The organism is Kribbella sp. NPDC050281, from assembly GCF_040655855.1.
Taxonomy (GTDB): Bacteria; Actinomycetota; Actinomycetes; order Propionibacteriales; family Kribbellaceae; genus Kribbella.
In genome coordinates this window covers 92,427-108,841 of the sequence record NZ_JBFAKS010000034.1, presented here as the reverse complement: position 1 = coordinate 108,841, position 16,415 = coordinate 92,427, and the positions used below count along the sequence as shown (strand labels likewise).

At 68.6% G+C, this 16,415-nt stretch carries 15 protein-coding genes; 5 read left to right on the top strand and 10 right to left on the bottom strand.

Going from position 1 to position 16,415, the window contains the following annotated elements; translation table 11 throughout:
- Positions 1-176: 176 nt before the first annotated feature.
- The 3 genes from AB0I34_RS31335 to ffh form a co-directional block, all read right to left on the bottom strand.
- A complete protein-coding gene (locus AB0I34_RS31335) occupies positions 177-1,319 on the bottom strand; it encodes a lytic transglycosylase domain-containing protein (protein WP_360452068.1) in 1,143 nt (380 codons plus the stop codon).
- Positions 1,320-1,541: 222 nt separating this feature from the next.
- On the bottom strand, positions 1,542-2,879 hold the full coding sequence (locus AB0I34_RS31330) for a lytic murein transglycosylase (RefSeq protein ID WP_360452066.1): 1,338 nt from the start codon (positions 2,877-2,879) through the stop codon (positions 1,542-1,544).
- Positions 2,880-3,043: 164 nt separating this feature from the next.
- On the bottom strand, positions 3,044-4,615 hold the full coding sequence (gene ffh, locus AB0I34_RS31325) for a signal recognition particle protein (RefSeq protein WP_360452064.1): 1,572 nt from the start codon (positions 4,613-4,615) through the stop codon (positions 3,044-3,046).
- Positions 4,616-4,750: 135 nt separating this feature from the next.
- Here ffh and AB0I34_RS31320 point away from each other — a divergent pair, with 135 nt between their 5' ends.
- A complete protein-coding gene (locus tag AB0I34_RS31320) occupies positions 4,751-5,635 on the top strand; it encodes an arginase family protein (RefSeq protein ID WP_360452062.1) in 885 nt (294 codons plus the stop codon).
- On the opposite strand, the gene AB0I34_RS31315 is transcribed toward AB0I34_RS31320, so the two are convergent.
- From AB0I34_RS31315 to AB0I34_RS31300, 4 genes are read right to left on the bottom strand one after another with little or no spacing between them, the layout of a single operon-like run.
- Positions 5,624-6,649, bottom strand: a complete 1,026-nt coding sequence (locus tag AB0I34_RS31315) for a DUF2332 domain-containing protein (protein WP_360452060.1) — start codon at positions 6,647-6,649, stop codon at positions 5,624-5,626. The two genes, AB0I34_RS31320 and AB0I34_RS31315, sit on opposite strands and share 12 nt — an antisense overlap.
- A 10-nt stretch (positions 6,650-6,659) precedes the next feature.
- The gene (locus tag AB0I34_RS31310) at positions 6,660-8,924 is read right to left on the bottom strand and encodes a [protein-PII] uridylyltransferase (RefSeq protein WP_360452058.1); all 2,265 of its coding nucleotides are present in this window, start codon (positions 8,922-8,924) and stop codon (positions 6,660-6,662) included.
- Positions 8,925-9,263, bottom strand: coding sequence for a P-II family nitrogen regulator (locus AB0I34_RS31305; RefSeq protein WP_329479584.1), 339 nt, complete (start codon positions 9,261-9,263; stop codon positions 8,925-8,927).
- A complete protein-coding gene (locus AB0I34_RS31300) occupies positions 9,260-10,609 on the bottom strand; it encodes an ammonium transporter (RefSeq protein WP_360452055.1) in 1,350 nt (449 codons plus the stop codon). Before AB0I34_RS31300 ends, AB0I34_RS31305 begins: the two co-directional genes overlap by 4 nt.
- Before the next feature lie 254 nt (positions 10,610-10,863).
- Here AB0I34_RS31300 and AB0I34_RS31295 point away from each other — a divergent pair, with 254 nt between their 5' ends.
- Complete coding sequence (locus AB0I34_RS31295; protein WP_360452053.1) at positions 10,864-11,535, top strand: TetR/AcrR family transcriptional regulator; 672 nt, start codon at positions 10,864-10,866, stop codon at positions 11,533-11,535.
- Here the strand turns inward: AB0I34_RS31295 and AB0I34_RS31290 are convergent.
- Genes AB0I34_RS31290 through AB0I34_RS31280 form a run of 3 tightly spaced genes read right to left on the bottom strand, consistent with a single transcriptional unit; the run spans position 11,464 to position 14,164 of the window.
- The gene (locus tag AB0I34_RS31290; RefSeq protein WP_360452051.1) at positions 11,464-12,702 is read right to left on the bottom strand and encodes a hypothetical protein; all 1,239 of its coding nucleotides are present in this window, start codon (positions 12,700-12,702) and stop codon (positions 11,464-11,466) included. The genes AB0I34_RS31295 and AB0I34_RS31290 overlap by 72 nt on opposite strands.
- Complete coding sequence (locus tag AB0I34_RS31285) at positions 12,699-13,193, bottom strand: sigma factor-like helix-turn-helix DNA-binding protein (protein WP_360452049.1); 495 nt, start codon at positions 13,191-13,193, stop codon at positions 12,699-12,701. Before AB0I34_RS31285 ends, AB0I34_RS31290 begins: the two co-directional genes overlap by 4 nt.
- A gap of 26 nt (positions 13,194-13,219) precedes the next feature.
- Positions 13,220-14,164 (bottom strand): NAD(P)/FAD-dependent oxidoreductase, encoded by a 945-nt coding sequence (locus AB0I34_RS31280; protein ID WP_360452047.1) that lies wholly within the window; start codon positions 14,162-14,164, stop codon positions 13,220-13,222.
- A gap of 76 nt (positions 14,165-14,240) precedes the next feature.
- Between AB0I34_RS31280 and AB0I34_RS31275 the strand changes: the two genes are divergently transcribed.
- The 3 genes from AB0I34_RS31275 to AB0I34_RS31265 all read left to right on the top strand — a co-directional run bounded on the left by AB0I34_RS31275 (position 14,241) and on the right by AB0I34_RS31265 (position 16,410).
- Complete coding sequence (locus tag AB0I34_RS31275; RefSeq protein ID WP_131355103.1) at positions 14,241-14,816, top strand: helix-turn-helix transcriptional regulator; 576 nt, start codon at positions 14,241-14,243, stop codon at positions 14,814-14,816.
- A gap of 55 nt (positions 14,817-14,871) precedes the next feature.
- A complete protein-coding gene (locus AB0I34_RS31270) occupies positions 14,872-15,831 on the top strand; it encodes an asparaginase (protein WP_360452045.1) in 960 nt (319 codons plus the stop codon).
- Between the two features lie 189 nt (positions 15,832-16,020).
- The gene (locus tag AB0I34_RS31265; RefSeq protein WP_360452043.1) at positions 16,021-16,410 is read left to right on the top strand and encodes a group 1 truncated hemoglobin; all 390 of its coding nucleotides are present in this window, start codon (positions 16,021-16,023) and stop codon (positions 16,408-16,410) included.
- Positions 16,411-16,415: the final 5 nt, after the last annotated feature.

Below are 16,415 nucleotides of genomic sequence, written 5' to 3'. Positions count from 1 at the left end.
GGTACTACGGGTTACCCTTGCGGCGGTTGGTGCAAACAGGGGAGAGCTGGGGAATGGTGAGCGGTTCGGATCCCACCGCTGAGATGGAGCTCTTGCTGCTCGCCGGCCGGCAGCACCGTGCCGACGATTCTGAGGACGCCGGAGTCGGTCATACGCCGACCGTATCCGGGCAAGCCTCAGCCGTGCGAGCCGCCGCCCGGGGTGCAGCTCGGCGTGGTCGGCTCAGCCGTGCAGGGCGTCCCGCTCGGCGTGTCCGTCGGCGTCTGCGACGGGGTCTCGGTCGGCGTCTGGGTCGGGGTGTCCGTCGGCGTCGGTGTCTTGGTCGGCGTCTTCGTCGGTGTCTTGGTCGGAGTCTTCGTCGGCGTCTGCGTCGGCCGGGTCGGCTTGTGCGTCGGCGTCTCGGTCGGATCCGGCACCGTCGGCTCGCCGACCGGTGTCGACGGGTGCTGCGTCGGCGAGGTCGTCTTGTCGTCCGGCACGTCCGGGACCTGGCGCGGGTCGACCTTGCGCTCCGCGTTCCCGGCGGACTTCGCCGTCGACAGGCTGCCCTTCTCATTCGGAATCAGTACGGCGTTCTTGCTGTACACCCGCATCCACCGCAGCACCGTGGAGACGAAGTCCTTGGAGTGCTGGTACCGCAGCAGGGAGGCGACCAGGTCGCGGGGTGCCTTCAGGTCGTCGCCCTCGGAGCACAGGTAGACCGCGACCGTGGTGACCGCGTCGTACACGTTGTTCGGGTTGCGGAACCCGTCACCGTTGCCGTCGGCGCCGAACTCGTCCCACACCTGGGGAATGATTTGCATCGGCCCGACCGCACGGTCCCAGGTCAGATCGCTGTCGAACCGGCCGTTGTCGGAGTCGGTGACCCGGCCGTTGCCGCCATGGCCGTTCAGCACCGGGCCGAGGATCTTGCCCCGGGTGGTGCCGGCCACGTCGACCCGGCCGCCGCTGGCATGGTCGGACTCGACCTTGCCGATCCCGGCCAGCAACGGCCAGGTGAGCCCACAGTTCGGCCGGACCACGGCGAGATTCGCGGTGGCGCGGCGGTAGGCGGGGAACACCCCGCGGGGGATGCCGTTGACCGCGTCCGGTCGGCCCGGGCGGACCACCGAATGGCCGTCGGTCGCCCCCTGCACGGGGACGTCGGCGCGGGCGGGTTTGTCGGATCCGAGCCTGCCGTCCACTCCGGGACGTTGCGGCACGACCATCGTCAGTTCGTCGAACTCACCGCTGTTGAGCCCGGCCCCAGGCGATGGGGCGACCGGGCTGTCCGCCGCGAGCTGACCGGAGGCACCGGCTCCGCCCGAGGCGACTGTCACGATGGCCCCGACCAGGAGCGGGGCTGTGCACAGTGAAGCGATGATGATTTTGACCCGACGGTTACCACTACGGGTTAGGCGCATGATCCCCTCAACGATCGATACGCCAGAAAGTTACATCAAGACGACGCAAAGTTACCTGACCCGCCAACACGGCCGAAAACAGGCACCCGGGTCATGCGTAGGACTACGTCGCTCCAGGCATCCGTGGGCCCGGATTGCTCAGTTAGCCGGCTTGGGCGCCTCGGCCGGAGTCGCGGCCGTGCTCTCGTCCGACCCGGGTGCGTTGGTGTCGCACGGCGTGGGCGTCGGGCTCGGGGTCTCCGTCGGTGTCGTCGTCGACGGGTCCGTCGGGGTGGGCGTCGGCGTACACGTCGCCGGCGGCGGATCCGAGGTCGGCGGCGTCGTCGGCGGAGTGGTCGTCGGCGGGGTCGTCGGCGGGGTCGTGGTCGGCGGCGGGGTTGTCGTCGGCGGCGGGGTTGTCGTCGGCGGCGGGGTTGTGGTCGGCGGCTTGGTCGACGACGGCGGCGTGTTCGGCACCTGGGTGGGCGGCTTGCTCGACGGCGGCTTGCTCGTCGTCCGGCTCGCGGTCGGCGTCGGCGTGGACGGCTGCGCTGTCGGTGTCGGCGTGGGACTCGTGGTGCCGCCCGCGCGGGTCGGGTCGTTGCTCTCGTCGACGTTCCCGTTGTCGTCCAGCGGTGGAGCGATGACGCCCGACGTGTCCGGGATCGTCACAGTCTCCTTGCTGTACGACTGCATCCACCGCAGCACCGTCGACACGTAGTCCATCGAATGGTTGTAACGCAGCACCGCCTGCACGAGCCCCTGCGGATTACTCAGATCCGCTCCACCGGAGCAAAGGTAGCCACCGGCCGCACGGGCCGCGTCGAAGACATTGTGCGGATCCTTGACCCCGTCACCGTTGCCGTCCGCACCGAAGACCTTCCACGTCCCCGGGATGAACTGCATCGGCCCGACCGCACGATCCCACTGAGCGTTCCCGTCGTACACGCCCTGGTCGGTGTCGGCGATCGCAGCCATCCCCGGGCCACCGTCGAGCACCGGTCCGAGGATCTTGCCGCGGGTGTTCCCGTTGGCCTCGACCTTGCCACCGCTGGCATGCGCGGACTCGACCTTGCCGATCCCGGCCAGCAACGGCCAGGTGATGTGACAGCCCGGCATCGCCACCGCGAGGTCGTTGGCCGCCTTCTGGTACGCCGCCAGCACGGTGCCAGGAATGCCCGAGGCGTCACCGGAGATGCCCGGGATCGGCTGCACCGTGCCGTCGACGGCGCCGGTCACCGGCACCGCGATCTGGGACTTCTGCTGGGTCGGGAGGCTGCCGTCGGCTCCTGGCTGGTTCGGGACGTTGTCGGCCAGGTCGTCGAACTGCGCGTCCTGGCGCGGTTGGGCCAGCGCGTGCGCGTCCACGATGAACGTGTTCGAGGTGAGGCCGCCGGCGACGAACACGGCGACCATCGCGGTGGGAGGAGCCAAGCAGACCCAGGTGGCGGTCAGCTTCCCCCGCCACGTATCCAGGTTCTTGAACTGCTGCCTCATCCGCGTCCCTCGACGTTTCCGCAGTGCTGAGTCTTGCCGGGCGTAGGCACGATCTTAGCCGTCGCAGGGTCGTGGACAACCGGTAACGGTGCGCCACTTCGTGCAGTGACCAAATGCCGAAGCGGCGTCCACTCCCCCGTCACCGAGCGTTCACCGGCCCGGTGTCACTTCTTGTCGTCGCCGAGGATCTTGCGCAGTTCGTCCGGGAGTTCGAAGTCGCCGGCGTCCTGGCCGCCACCGCCGAACGCGGCGGGCAGCTGCCCCGGCTGCGGCGCAGCCGGCTGGGAGTTGCCCTGGTTCGCCCGCTTGGCCGGGTTGCCGGAGCCGCGCTTCTTGCCCTTCTTCTGTTGCTGCTTGGCCTTCCGCGCGCCACCGCCGCCCATACCGGGCATCCCCGGCATACCGGGCATCCCCGGCATTCCCTTGCCCGACGCCATCGCGGCCATCATCTTGCGGGCCTCGAAGAACCGCTCGACCAGGCCGCTGACGGTGGCGACCTCGGTCCCGGAGCCCTTCGCGATCCGGGCCCGGCGGGAGCCGTTGATGATGTTGGGATCGGTCCGCTCGGCCGGCGTCATCGAGTGGATGACCGCCTCGATCCGGTCGATCTCGCGCTCGTCGAAGTTCTCCAGCTGGTCCTTGAACTGGTTCGCCCCGGGCAGCATGCCGAAGATCTTGGTCAGCGGGCCCATCTTGCGGACCGACTGCATCTGGGCGAGGAAGTCGTCCAGGGTGAAGTCCTTGCCGCCGCGCTTCTGCAGCTTGGCGGCCGTCTTGGCGGCCTCCTCGGCGTCGAACGACTTCTCCGCCTGCTCGATCAGGCTCATCACGTCGCCCATGCCGAGGATGCGCGACGCCATCCGGTCGGGGTGGAAGACGTCGAAGTCCTCGAGCTTCTCGCCGTTGGAGGCGAACATCACCTGGCGGCCGGTGACCTGCGCGATCGACAGCGCGGCACCACCGCGGGCGTCACCGTCGAGCTTGGACAGCACGACACCGTCGAAGCCGACTCCGTCGAGGAAGGCCTGGGCGGTGGTGACCGCGTCCTGACCGATCATCGCGTCGACCACGAACAGGATCTCGTCCGGCGTGACCGCGTCGCGGATGTCGGCGGCCTGCTTCATCAGCACCTCGTCGACACCCAGCCGGCCGGCCGTGTCGACGATGACCACGCTGTGCTGCTTGGTCCGCGCCTCGTCCATCGCCTTGCGGGCCACGTCGACCGGGTCGCCGACGCCGTTGCCGGGCTCGGGAGCGAACACCGGCACGCCGGCGCGGTCGCCGACCACCTGCAGCTGGGTCACCGCGTTCGGGCGCTGGAGGTCGGCCGCGACCAGCATCGGCGTCTGGTGCTTGCTCTCCTTCAGCCACTTGGCCAACTTGCCGGCCAGCGTGGTCTTACCAGCACCTTGCAGACCGGCGAGCATGATGACGGTCGGCGGCCGCTTGGCCATCCGCAGCTCGCGGGTCTCGCCACCGAGGATGTTGACCAGTTCCTCGTTGACGATCTTGATCACCTGCTGCGCCGGGTTCAGCCCGCCGCGCACGTCGGCGCCGCTGGCCCGTTCCCGGACCGCGGCGATGAACTCCTTCACCACCGGCAGCGCGACATCGGCCTCGAGCAGCGCGATCCGGATCTCCCGCGTCGTCGCGTCGATGTCGGCGTCGGTCAGCTTGCCCTTGCCGCGCAGATTCTTGAACGCCGTGGACAGACGATCGGAAAGCGTGTCGAACACCAGGAACAGTCCGTTCTTCAGAAAACCCAGCTCACCCAGACAACTCCCCGAGTCTACCGGGCGCGGTTGACAACCGGAGGGTCAGGCCGCAAGGCTCTAACCGGTCAATCCATGTATGTCGGTTAGGGGGCTCGCGTGGGCAGGCAGCGGGTAGTGCTGGACGGACCATCGAACCTGGGGTTGCGGCCACCGGTCAAGGGCGCGGTACCGGGCTGCTACAAGCTGGCCGGGGCGTTGCGCGACCAGGGATTGCTGCAGCGGATCAACGCTTCCGACGCCGGCTGTGTCACCCCACCGAGGTACGACCGGGAGGGCTGGAAGCCGGGCGACGGCGTGTTCAACGCCGAGGCGATGGCGTCGTACACGGTGCGGCTGGCTGATCGGCTGACGAAGTTGTTCGACGACCAGCGGTTCGTGGTGCTGCTCGGTGGTGAGTGCAGCAACCTGCTCGGGCCGGCCTTGGCGTTGAAGCGGCGCGGGCGGTACGGCGTCGTCTATATCGACGGCCACTCCGACTTCCGCACGGTCGACAACTCGCCGTACGTCGGGGCGGCGGGTGGTGAGGCGCTCGCACTGGTCACGGGACGCGGCCAGGCGGACCTCACTGATCTCGAAGGGTTGTCGCCGTACGTCCAGGACACGGATGCTGCCCTCTTGGGCATTCGGGAGGACGACGAGTACGTCGGTGACGTCGAGGCGGCCGGGATACCGGTGTGGTCTGCACTCACGATGATGGCGGAGTCGGCTGCGGACGGCGTACTGGAGCATCTCGAGCGGGAGGAGCTCGACGGTTTCTGGGTGCATCTGGATGTGGACATCCTCGACGCCGAGGTGATGCCCGCGGTGGACAGCCCCGACCCGGGCGGCATCGACCACTCCCAGCTCAGAGAACTCCTGCGCCCGTTGTTGGCCTCGCCTGCCTGCATGGGGATCGACATCGGCATCTTCGACCCTGATCTGGATCCCGACGGGGTCTACGCAGCCGAGCTCACCGACACACTGGTCGCGTCACTCAGCTGACCAGACGAGACCTTGACCGTGTGGTTCGGCTCGGCCGAGGGTCCGCCGTTCGCCGCCGGGCCAGGTCTGCAGCTCCACCAGGACTGCTCGTGGCAGTGGCTCGAGGCGTAGGCGTGCCAGCGGAGCCGACTCGGTGGCCTGGGCACCGAGATCGGCGAGGTGGTCGTCTACTGCGGCGCGGTCGTCGCGGCTCAGGTACTGCCACATGATCGAGTGCCACACCACGGTCGCATGCCCCTGCGATAGCTCGAGGCCGCGCACGAACGAGACGGCGTCCTCCCGGCGTACGTCGGCCGGCACCTGCCGCGCGATCTCCACCGCACCACGCAACCGCTCCAGCCGCTGCGACATGTCCGGCCACACGTACGACGTCAGCGTGCGTGCGCCCTCCGAGGTCAGTGGATTCACCGGAGCGATGTCACTCCCGACCCGCTCGGCGATCCGCAACTCCGCCGCCTTCAGCGATTGCCCGGACCAGGCGTCCTCGAACACCACAGGACTGTCGGCCGGACCGTACGACGTCCCGTCCGCGGTGTAGCGGAAGTGGTCCGCACGGAGGTTGAGCCCGGCACTCGCACCGATCTCGAACAACCGGACCGGCAACGGCACGGCCTCAACCAGCTGCAGTAGACCGCCGTAGAGCGCGGCGGCCCGGCCTACCTCGTTCGTCTGCGGTGGCTGGGTCAGCAACGCCCGCAGCTCAGCGGACCGCGACTGCAGGACCTGCTCGAACGCCTCCCAGCCCAGCACCGGGTCCCACGACCCACCGACGCTCGGATAGAACGCCGCCAGCTCGGGCACCTCCCCGGCCAGTACCTGGCCGTGCACCGCGGCCAGCAAGCGCAGAGCGATCGCGTCACCGAACGGACGATCCTCATAGCCGGCCAGTACTCCGGTCGACACGCCTCCGACCTCGTAGTCGTCCACGATCAGCCGAAGCAGTTCGGCGTACATCGGGGACCCGAGGTCCTCACAGGCAATCGCTTGATGCTGGAACGCCGCTACAACATGCACACCACTGAGATTAAGAGGTCAGGCGATCCAGGACCGTCTTTGCCGTCGTGCGCGCGTCCTCCTCGTCGAGTGGAGAACCCTGCGGATCGGTGAGGTAGAAGACGTCCACGCACTCCGCACCCAGTGTGCTGACGTGGGCTGACCGGATGTCCGCTCCGGTGAATGCGATGGCCGCGGTGACGTCGTACAGGAGTCCCGGGCGGTCATGTGCTCGCACCTGCAGCACTGTGGCGGTCTCTGAGGCTCCGGGCAGGAGGTCGACCCGGCTGTCGAGCCGGTGCTTCACCGCGGACGAGTCTCGCGCGGCCAAACGTCGTACCAGGTCAGTGCTGTCGCGCAGTGCCACGGCGAGCCGGTCACGCAGCCGGATCGGATCGGGCAGCCCGCCGGCCACGGTCCACTGCGAGATACCCAAGCCTTCAACGGATGTGATCACAGCGGACCGCACTGCGAGCCGCTCAACCGCCAACACGGCGGCAACGGTCGACAGCGTGCCCACTTGATCGGGTACGGCGACGTTGATGCGCAAGTCGCCGTGATGGTCAGCCACTGACACGCCCAGCCGTCCTACGCCGACCACCTGATGCAGTGTGGGCACGGGAACCGGAGGAGCATCGGTCCACATGCCCTCGCCTCCCCCGGACAGCTCGCCACGCACCCGACGACACAGTTCACCGACCAGCCGCATCCGCCACGGTGACGCTGCCGCCGGACCGGCGGCCCGTGCGTCGGCGTACGTGAGGGCCTCCAGCAGGTCCAGTGTCTCGGTGGTGCGGACGATGCCCACGACCAGGTCGACAGTCATCGGGTCGTCCAGGTCTCGGCGAGTTGCGACCTGCGCAAGCATGAGGTGCTGCCGGACCAGCAGCGCAATGGTGTCGGCGTCTGCCTCGGTGAATCCGATGCGGCGAGCAACGGTCCCGGCGATCACAGCTCCGGTGACACTGTGGTCGCCGCCGACTGCTTTGCCCAAGTCGTGCAGCAATGCGGAGACCAGCAGGAGGTCAGGACGCCGGACGTCCCGCACCATCTTGGATGCCTCGACACACGTCTCCAGCAGATGCCGGTCGACGGTGAAGCGGTGAACCGCGGACTGCGGTGGCCGGAACCGGACCGTGTCCCACTCCGGCAGGATCCGCGAGATGTAACCGGCCTGGTCCAGCGCCTCCCACACCTCGAGCAGTCCACTGCCGGCACCCAGCAGAGCGCACAGCAACCGCCGCGCCTCACCCGGCCACGGCTCGGGCAACGCCATGGCGCTCCTGGCCAGCCGACCACACACAGCCGGCGACAGGACGAGCTCACGATCCGCGGCAACAGCAGCAGCGCGCAGCCCAAGTACTGCGTCCCGCTCCGGCCGCGCATCCGGCATCAGTACGACTTCACCCTCGTGCTGACCGACTCCATCATCCAGCGCCAGCAGCAGGGGTCCACCAGTCCGCTGCCGACGCCTGGACCGCGGCGGCCGGGTCATCAGGCTCTCCACCCGCCGCCACGACACATCGCACACATGCGCCAGCGTCCGGCCGGTCGCGTACACGTGCCGCAGCAGCTCGTCCCGCCCGTCCAGGCCCAGCCCGGCCGCGACCTCACCGGCCAGGTCGGCCACCAGCCGGTCGGTGGAACGACCAGCAACCTTGTGCAGTTCGTCCCGGATGTCGAGCAGGTCCAGCCGCGCCCGCTCCACGACCGGGTGCGGTACGTCGACCAACCAAGAAGCGACCAATGAGCGCAGTACGACGGCATCCCGCAGACCGCCGTACGCCTCCTTCAGATCCGGCTCGGCGAGATGCGCGAGCTCACCGACGCTCGTGGCGCGGTCCCGACACGCCTGCGCGAGCGCGGGCAGCCGAGTGCGCGCCGTACGACGCCAGTCCGCCATCAGCACCGAGCGCAGCTGCAGTGTGAGGTGTGAGTCCCCGGCGACGTGTCGTGCGTCCAGCAGACCCAGGGCGACGCGGACATCGTCGGCTGCCGCCTGCCGGGCCTCCGCCAGGGTCCGGACACTGTGGTCCAGCTTGGTCCTCGAGTCCCACAGCGGATACCAGATCTGTGCCGCCAACTCGTCCACGCGCGGATACCCCTCGGCGTGCACGAGCATCACGTCGAGATCGCTGTACGGCGACAGCTCCTCCCGGCCGTAGCCCCCGACCGCGACCAGGGCGACGCCCTCGGTAGGAACACCGAGGGCGTCACAGGCCTTGGAGAGGAGCAGGTACAGCAGCGCGTCGGCCTCCTCGGCACGAGCGCGCCGCTGTTCTGCTCGGTTCACCATCTAGAGGGCGTCTCCATCCAACTCGCCGGTGCGGACCCGGACGATGGTCTCGACCGGGGTGACCCAGACCTTGCCGTCACCGATCTTGCCGGTCTGTGCGGCCTTCACGATCACGTCCACCACGTCGCCGCTGTCGCCGTCCTCGACGACGACCTCGAGCCGCACCTTGGGGACCAGGTCCACCTCGTACTCGGCACCGCGGTACACCTCGGTGTGCCCCTTCTGCCTTCCGTAGCCGCTCGCCTCGGTCACCGTCATGCCGGTGACCCCGAACGTCTCCAGCGCGGCCCGGACGTCCTCCAGCTTGTGCGGCTTGACCACCGCGGTGATCAGCTTCATGCGTTCGCACCTTCCTTCTCGGACGTCTCGGTGCTGCCATTCTCGGTCTCAGCGGTGCTCGGCCTGGCCAGCGGGGTGTGCCCCCGCAGACCCGACGCGCCCAGGAAGTCGTACGCCGTCTCGGCGTGCTCCACCTGGTCGACACCGGTGACCTCGTCGTCCTCGGTGACCCGGAAGCCGATCGTCTTGTCGATCACCTTGCCGAGGATGAAGGCGACCGCGAACGAGTACACACCGACGACCAGGTTGGCCAGCGCCTGCTTACCCAACTGAGAGGCGCCGCCGCCGTAGAACAGGCCGTTCACGGCCGACGGGGCGGCCGCCGTACCGAGGAAGCCGATCGCCAGCGAGCCGAACAGACCGCCGACCAGGTGGACACCGACCACGTCGAGCGAGTCGTCGAAGCCGAACTTGTACTTCAGCGAGACCGCGAAGCAGCAGACCGCGCCGGCCAGCAGGCCGAGGATGATCGCACCGACCGGGGTGACCGCGCCACAGGACGGGGTGATCGCGACCAGGCCGGCGACCGCACCGGACGCCATGCCCAGCGTGGTGGCCTTGCCGTGCCGGATCCGCTCGATGATCAGCCAGCCGATCACGGCGGCTGCGGTGGCGGCCTGGGTGTTCACGAAGGTGACCGCGGCGGTGGTGCCGGCGCTCAGCGCCGAGCCGGCGTTGAAGCCGAACCATCCGAACCACAGCAGACCGCCGCCGAGGATGACCAGCGGCAGGCTGTGCGGCCGCATCGGGTCCTTCTTCCAGCCGATCCGCTTGCCGAGCACGATCGCCAGCGCGAGCGCGGCGGCACCGGCGTTCACGTGCACCGCCGTACCGCCGGCGAAGTCGACCGCCTTCAGCTTGTCGCCGATCCAGCCGCCGTTGCCGTCGTCCAGGAACCAGACCGAGTGCGCGACCGGGAAGTACACCAGCAGCGTCCAGCCGACGACGAACGCGATCCAGCCACGGAACGTGGCCCGGTCGGCGATGGCACCCGAGATCAGCGCCGGAGTGATGATCGCGAACATCAGCTGGAACGCGACGAACGCGAGTGTCGGCGTCGAGCCGCTCACCGCGTCCGGGGACATCAGGCCCTTGAGGCCGACCTCGGAGAGGTCACCGACCACGTGCCCGGTGTCGCCGGCGAACGTGAGCGAGTAGCCGACCACCACCCACATGATGGTGACGACGGCGATGGTGATGAAGCTCATCATCATCATGTTCAGCACGCTCTTCATGCGCACCATGCCGCCGTAGAAGAAAGCCAGGCCCGGTGTCATCAGCATCACCAGGGCGGCGCTTGCCAAGACCCAGGCGGTATCGCCGGCGTTGATCTCCATCAACGTCATCCCTTCCATCGTTGCGGGGTGACCGGCGCCCTCAGCCGGGGGAACTCCACAACGCCGGGGAGCCCACGCGCAACAGCCACACCGGACACGGTGTCGGGACGCGGTTTCAGCCGATCGGTCGATTTGTTTCAGGCATGTGACAAAGAGGGCGATCAGGTGACATCGAGGTGACATCGGCCAAGGTGTGGCACTCTGGCCTGGACCACACGGGTACGCAGCCGCGCCACTGCGCCCGTCCGACCTGGGGATTTGAGATGGGGACCAACCACGGGGTGAGGCCGCGCCGCGGCAGGCCGCGGGACCCGGACGCAGAGCCGAGGATCCGCAGGTACGCCGTGCAGCTGCTGCTGGAGCGCGGATTCGACGGAATGACGGTCGACGACGTCGCCGAGGCGGCGGGCGTCGGCAAAGCCACCATCTACCGGCGCTGGGCCAGCAAGGAATCGCTGGCCAACGACGCGATGGCGGAGCTCTTCGACATCCAGATACCGGACGCGGACACCGGCTCGATCGCCGGCGACCTGCGCCAGGTCTACGCCGACGCACTGGCGTTCGTGAACAGCGAGAACGGCCTGGCACTGATCCGCCTGGCGGTCACGGAGGCGAACCGCGACGAGCGGTCCGCACGGATCTACCGTGAGTTCCTGGACCACCGGATCGGGCTGACCCGGAACGCGCTGGAACGGGCCCGCAAGCGCGGGGAGCCGATCCGGAGCACGGTGGACCCGGTGCTGATGGTGCAGTGGCTGGCCGGCGTGTTCGTCGTCCGCGCGCTGACCGGGGAGCCGATGCCGCCACCGGAGGACGCCGACCGGCTGGTGGAGTTCACGCTGCGCTGCATCATGGACAACGGTTCAGGGGCGAATCCCGGGTCCAACGGCCAGGCCGGCCACGGCCAGTTCGGTGACCCGGCGGACCTCGCCTGAGTTCAGGTCCCAGGCGAGCACCCAGCCTCGGACCTCGAACAGCGGGGTGTCGTGGTCGTACCAGCCCAGTACGGCGCAGCAGCCAGGCTCACGCACGAAAGGCTCGTCCATTGGCTGGACCGAGGACATCACCGTGGGGTCACCCAGCACCAGCAGGCGGCTGGGCTCTGCCCTCAGGGTCGAGATGGCCGCCACCACCTGCGGTTGTGAGGCTTCGGTGGTCACTGGGGTCAGATCGTCCGCGATGAAGAGCCGGGCGGCGGCGCTGTCCGTGGAGAAGGTCTGCCCGACCCATGCACGCACCGGCAACTGCAGAGCGCTGTCGACGATCCACTGGCCACCGACCATGTACCGGAGCACGGCACCCTTGTCCAGCCGGAACGGCGCTGTGACCGCCGACGGATCCGCGGCGCCCGCGATCGCCACCAGCGGTTGCTCGCCGGTGCCGCTCTCCCCCACCAGCACCCGGTACGCGACGCCCGGACCACTGACGAGAACGCGCTGGGCATCCGGTAGCCAAGAGACGCTGCGGATGTCCTGGGCCGGCATCTTGATGCGGAACACCTCTGCCGTCGCGACGTTGACTGTGACCAGCTCGCCCGGCTGCGGGAAGGCGGCGATCCGTCCGTCAGGCGACACCGCCCCGGAGCTCAGCGGCGTACCGGTGCGGATCGGGAGCAACTCCACGTCGGCTCGCGCCCAGGAGGAGTCGGAGCCCAGCAGGAGCGGTACGTAGCGATCGCCGCGGTCCTCGAGCACCACCGCGGCAATGCGGTCCAGCGGCTGGTCCGCCAGCGGCTCGACGTTGTCCGGTAGTTGCAGGCGGTCGCCGAGCGGCGTCTCGAGCCGGTCGAGGAACCGTTCGCTTCCGGACGGCGGAGCGACCCAGAAGTCGATCCCGTTGATCTGTCCGTCCGGGGCGCGGACGGCCGGGTCGCTGGGCGGTGTGATCGGTGGGGTGAACTGGAGGTTGTCGTCACCGCTGAGGCCCACTCCGATCGCAGCGATCACCGCAATCAGCACAGCGGAGATCAGACCGATGAGGATGCTGCGCCGCCGGCGGCGCCGGGTCTCCACTCCGGCGGCCCAGGCCGCATCGGCCAGATCCGGTTCGGGCAGCCGGTCCGACGCCTTGGCGAGCATCGGCTGGACGTCCTCGCGCCTCATCGCTGGTCGCCCCCGCCGATGTCGCGTGCCCTGTCGTGGGCGCTGTCGCTGGGGCCGTCACGCCAGTCGCCCCCGCCGAGCGCCGTCCGGAACCGGCTGAAGGCCGACATGCCGTGCCCGTGCACGGTCTGGTGGGACATGTTGAGCATGTCGGCCACCTCGAACTCGGTGAGCTCCTCCAGGTGGAGCAGCACGAACACAGTGCGCTGTGCGGGCGTCAGCTCGGCCAGCGCGAGCTTCACCGGGTCGTCCTCGTCCGGGAACGCCGTCACCCGGCTCCACCGGTTCAGAGCAGGCTGGTAGAGCAGCCGCTGAACGAAGGCGTCCGGATCGTCGACCCTGGTCCAGCGCAGCGCCAGCCGGGTGAAGGCGTGCATCAGCGCATCCTCGGCACGCTCAGGATCGCCGTACACCAGGTACGCCGTCCGGAGCCATCTGCCCTGCCGCGCATCGACATACGAGGCGAAATCCGGGTCGACCGTTTCGTGCATCCACCCTCCCGCCTCTATTCAACTCCTCAACTACTGCGGGCGGCCACTGCCAGCCGCATCTCTTCGCCGATCAGGTCGAAGTTGATACCACCGGCAGCCATCAGCCCGGCGGCCGCGGCGGGCATGACCTGCGCCTTCGGGTCGGTCACGTTGCCGGCCGCGAAGACGCCGGGCACCTGGGTGGCTCCCATCGCGTCGACCTGGACGGCGGTGCCCAGGACGATCCCGTTGGCCTCCAGCTCGGTCGTCTCCAGCCCCAGGTCGGCCAGGAAGCCCGCACGCGCCCGCATGCTGGTCTGCACTGCCAGCGCCTGCCGTGGGATGACCTTGCCGCCCTCCAGCCGGACACCGGTGAGCTTGCCGTCCTCCACCTCGAGCTGCTCGACCTTCCCCTCCACTACCGAGATGCCGCGGGCCGCGAGCTCCTCCCACTGGTCGTCGGTCGGCTCCGGCGCGGTGTGCAGGAACAGCGTCACGTCGTCACTCAGCTGCCGGAACAGCTGCACCTGGTGCAGCGCCATCACACTGGTCGCCAGTACGCCGATCGCCTGGTCGCGCACCTCCCAGCCATGGCAGTACGGGCAGTGCAATACGTCCTTGCCCCACCGGTCAGCCAGCCCGGGTACGTCGGGCAGCACGTCCGTCAGTCCGGTCGTCACCAGCAGCCGCCGGCCCTGGTACGTCGTACCGTCCGCAAGCTCGACCGTGAAGTCGCCGTCCCGGCGGGCCGTGGTCACGGTGCCGGTGACGATCTCACCGCCGTACCCGATGACCTCCTGGCGGCCGATGGCGTACAGCTCGGCCGGTGGAACACCGTCCCGGGTCAGGTAGTTGTGCACATGCTCCGCCGGCGCGTTGCGCGGCGTACCGTCGTCGATCACCAGGACCGACCGGCGCGATCGGACCAGCGCCAGCGCTCCACTCAGCCCGGCGGCGCCTCCGCCGATCACAATCACGTCGTACTTCTTCATCTCCGGCTCCTCTCGGTTGTCTCGAGCCTGCGTGACGATTCTCGTTTTCGACAACTTTGTTTGCCAGAATGGCAACATGGAGTCCTACGACGACGTACTCGAAGCGGTCGGATCCCGGCTGCGCAGCCTGCGATCGGAGCGCGGTACGACGCTGTCCCAGCTGTCCGAGGAGACCGGGATCTCGGTGAGCACGCTATCCCGGCTGGAGTCCGGCCAGCGCCGGCCGACCCTCGAACTCCTACTGCCGCTGGCACGCGCACATCAGGTCCAGCTCGACGAGCTGGTGGACGCGCCACCCACCGGTGACCCGCGGATCTACGCGAAGCCGATCAAACGCCACGGGACGGTGCACATCCCGCTGAGCAGGCGACCGGGCGGGCTGCAGGCGTTCAAGCAGATCCTGCCGGAGGGCTACCCCGGCAACGACGTACAACAGAAGACGCACGAGGGCTACGACTGGATCTACGTGCTCTCCGGACGGGTCCGGCTCAAGCTCGGCGACCAGGACTTCATCCTGAAGGAGGGTGAGGTGGCGGAGTTCGACACCCGGGTGCCGCACTGGTTCGGCAACCCCGGTCCGGGTCCGACGGAGGTCCTGTGCCTGTACGGGCCGCAGGGGGAACGCATGCACGTCCGGGCGCGCACCAAGTAGCCAGTAGGCTGCGGCGGTCTGTCGGGCGATCCGTGTGACTGAGGAGGAACTGGTAGTGACCATCGCGTTGTTCACCCTGGGCGGCACCATCGGGATGGCCGGCAAACACCGACTGACCGGCGAGGACCTGGCCGCCGCGGTGCCCGGGTTGCAGGATCTCGGCCGGCCGGTCGAGATCCAGGACATCGAGGCAGTGCCCAGCGCCAACCTGACCGCCGCGAAGATGCTCGAGGTCGTCGACGCCGCCTCGAAGGCCGTGTCCGCCGGCGCCACCGGGGTCGTGGTCACGCAAGGCACAGACACGCTGGAGGAGACCGCCTTCCTGGTCGACCAGGTCTGGCCACATCCGCAGCCGTTCGTACTCACCGGTGCGATGCGCAATCCCACTCTGGCCGGCCCCGACGGCCCGGCGAACCTCCTGGCTGCTCTCCGCGTCGCCTGCTCCCCCGCGGCCCGCGACCTCGGCGCACTGGTCGTGTTCAAGGAAGAGATCCATGCGGCCCGCTGGGTCCGCAAGACGCACAGCACGAGTACGGCGACCTTCGTGTCACCCAACACCGGTCCGATCGGACATGTGGTCGAGGACCGCGTCCGGGTCCTCACCCGCCCCCTGCGCCTTGACGGCGTACAGGGAAGTGCGGAGCCGGCAGAGCTCGACGCGACGCGGGTGGCGCTCTACACCGTCACGATGGACGACGACGGCCTGCTGTTGCAGGGGCTGGCGGACACTCACCAGGGTCTGGTGGTGGCCGGCTTCGGCGTCGGACACGTGCCGGCCGCACTGGCTCCTGTGCTCGGAGAGCTAGCCGCGAGGATACCAGTGGTCCTGACGTCGCGGACGGGCGCCGGTTCGATCGTCCGGAACACCTACCGGTCGGTCGGCTCGGAGTGGGATCTGCTACAGCGTGGCCTGATCGACGGCGGCTTCCTGGACCCGTACAAGGCCCGGGTCCTGCTTCGGTTGCTCTTGGCAACAGATGACGACATCGCGGCGGCGTTCGGGCAATACGTTTGATCATTGCCTTAGGCAACTTTTCGAAGTGCGGATAAAGCTCCTACCCACGAATCGGCGCTGCTAACCAATCGCGGCAAAGATCGGACAAATCGTGGCAAATCCGTCTCCTGAACTTGACCTCTCAGCCGGACAGTGCTCGGATCGTCACCGCTCGGGGACCGATTTCGAGGGTTGGGAGATGGTTGCGCCGTGGTCGAGGAGACACAGGGCAGCACAGCGGGGGACAGCGATTACCAAGCGGTCGGCGGTGGTCCGGCGATCGCGTCGGTGGTGGATGTCTTCTACCGCAACGTGCTTGCGGATCCGCAGCTGGCGGGCTATTTCGCCGACAGCGACCTGGCCAAGCTGAAACGGCACCAGGTGCAACTGGTCTCGCAGGTCATGGGCGGCCCGGTGTCGTACGACGGTCTCGCGCTCGCCGAGGCGCACAAGGGCCGCGGCATCACCGGTGAGGACTTCGGCAAGGTGGTGGTGCACCTGGTCGCCGCGCTGGAGGCGCACGACGTGCCCGCCGACATCATCGGCCGGGTGGTGACAGCGCTGGGTGCCACCCAGGACGACATCGTCGGGGCGCACTGACGCGG

Bases quoted from the DNA above. Each gene is read 5' to 3' on its own strand.
- AB0I34_RS31285 (WP_360452049.1), bottom strand. From the start codon at position 13,193: ATGCACGAAACGGTCGACCCGGATTTCGCCTCGTATGTCGATGCGCGG.
- AB0I34_RS31295 (WP_360452053.1), top strand. From the start codon at position 10,864: ATGGGGACCAACCACGGGGTGAGGCCGCGCCGCGGCAGGCCGCGGGAC.
- AB0I34_RS31290 (WP_360452051.1), bottom strand. From the start codon at position 12,702: ATGAGGCGCGAGGACGTCCAGCCGATGCTCGCCAAGGCGTCGGACCGG.
- AB0I34_RS31305 (WP_329479584.1), bottom strand. From the start codon at position 9,263: ATGAAGCTGATCACCGCGGTGGTCAAGCCGCACAAGCTGGAGGACGTC.
- AB0I34_RS31330 (WP_360452066.1), bottom strand. From the start codon at position 2,879: ATGAGGCAGCAGTTCAAGAACCTGGATACGTGGCGGGGGAAGCTGACC.
- AB0I34_RS31310 (WP_360452058.1), bottom strand. From the start codon at position 8,924: ATGGTGAACCGAGCAGAACAGCGGCGCGCTCGTGCCGAGGAGGCCGAC.
- AB0I34_RS31280 (WP_360452047.1), bottom strand. From the start codon at position 14,164: ATGAAGAAGTACGACGTGATTGTGATCGGCGGAGGCGCCGCCGGGCTG.
- AB0I34_RS31300 (WP_360452055.1), bottom strand. From the start codon at position 10,609: ATGACGTTGATGGAGATCAACGCCGGCGATACCGCCTGGGTCTTGGCA.
- AB0I34_RS31275 (WP_131355103.1), top strand. From the start codon at position 14,241: ATGGAGTCCTACGACGACGTACTCGAAGCGGTCGGATCCCGGCTGCGC.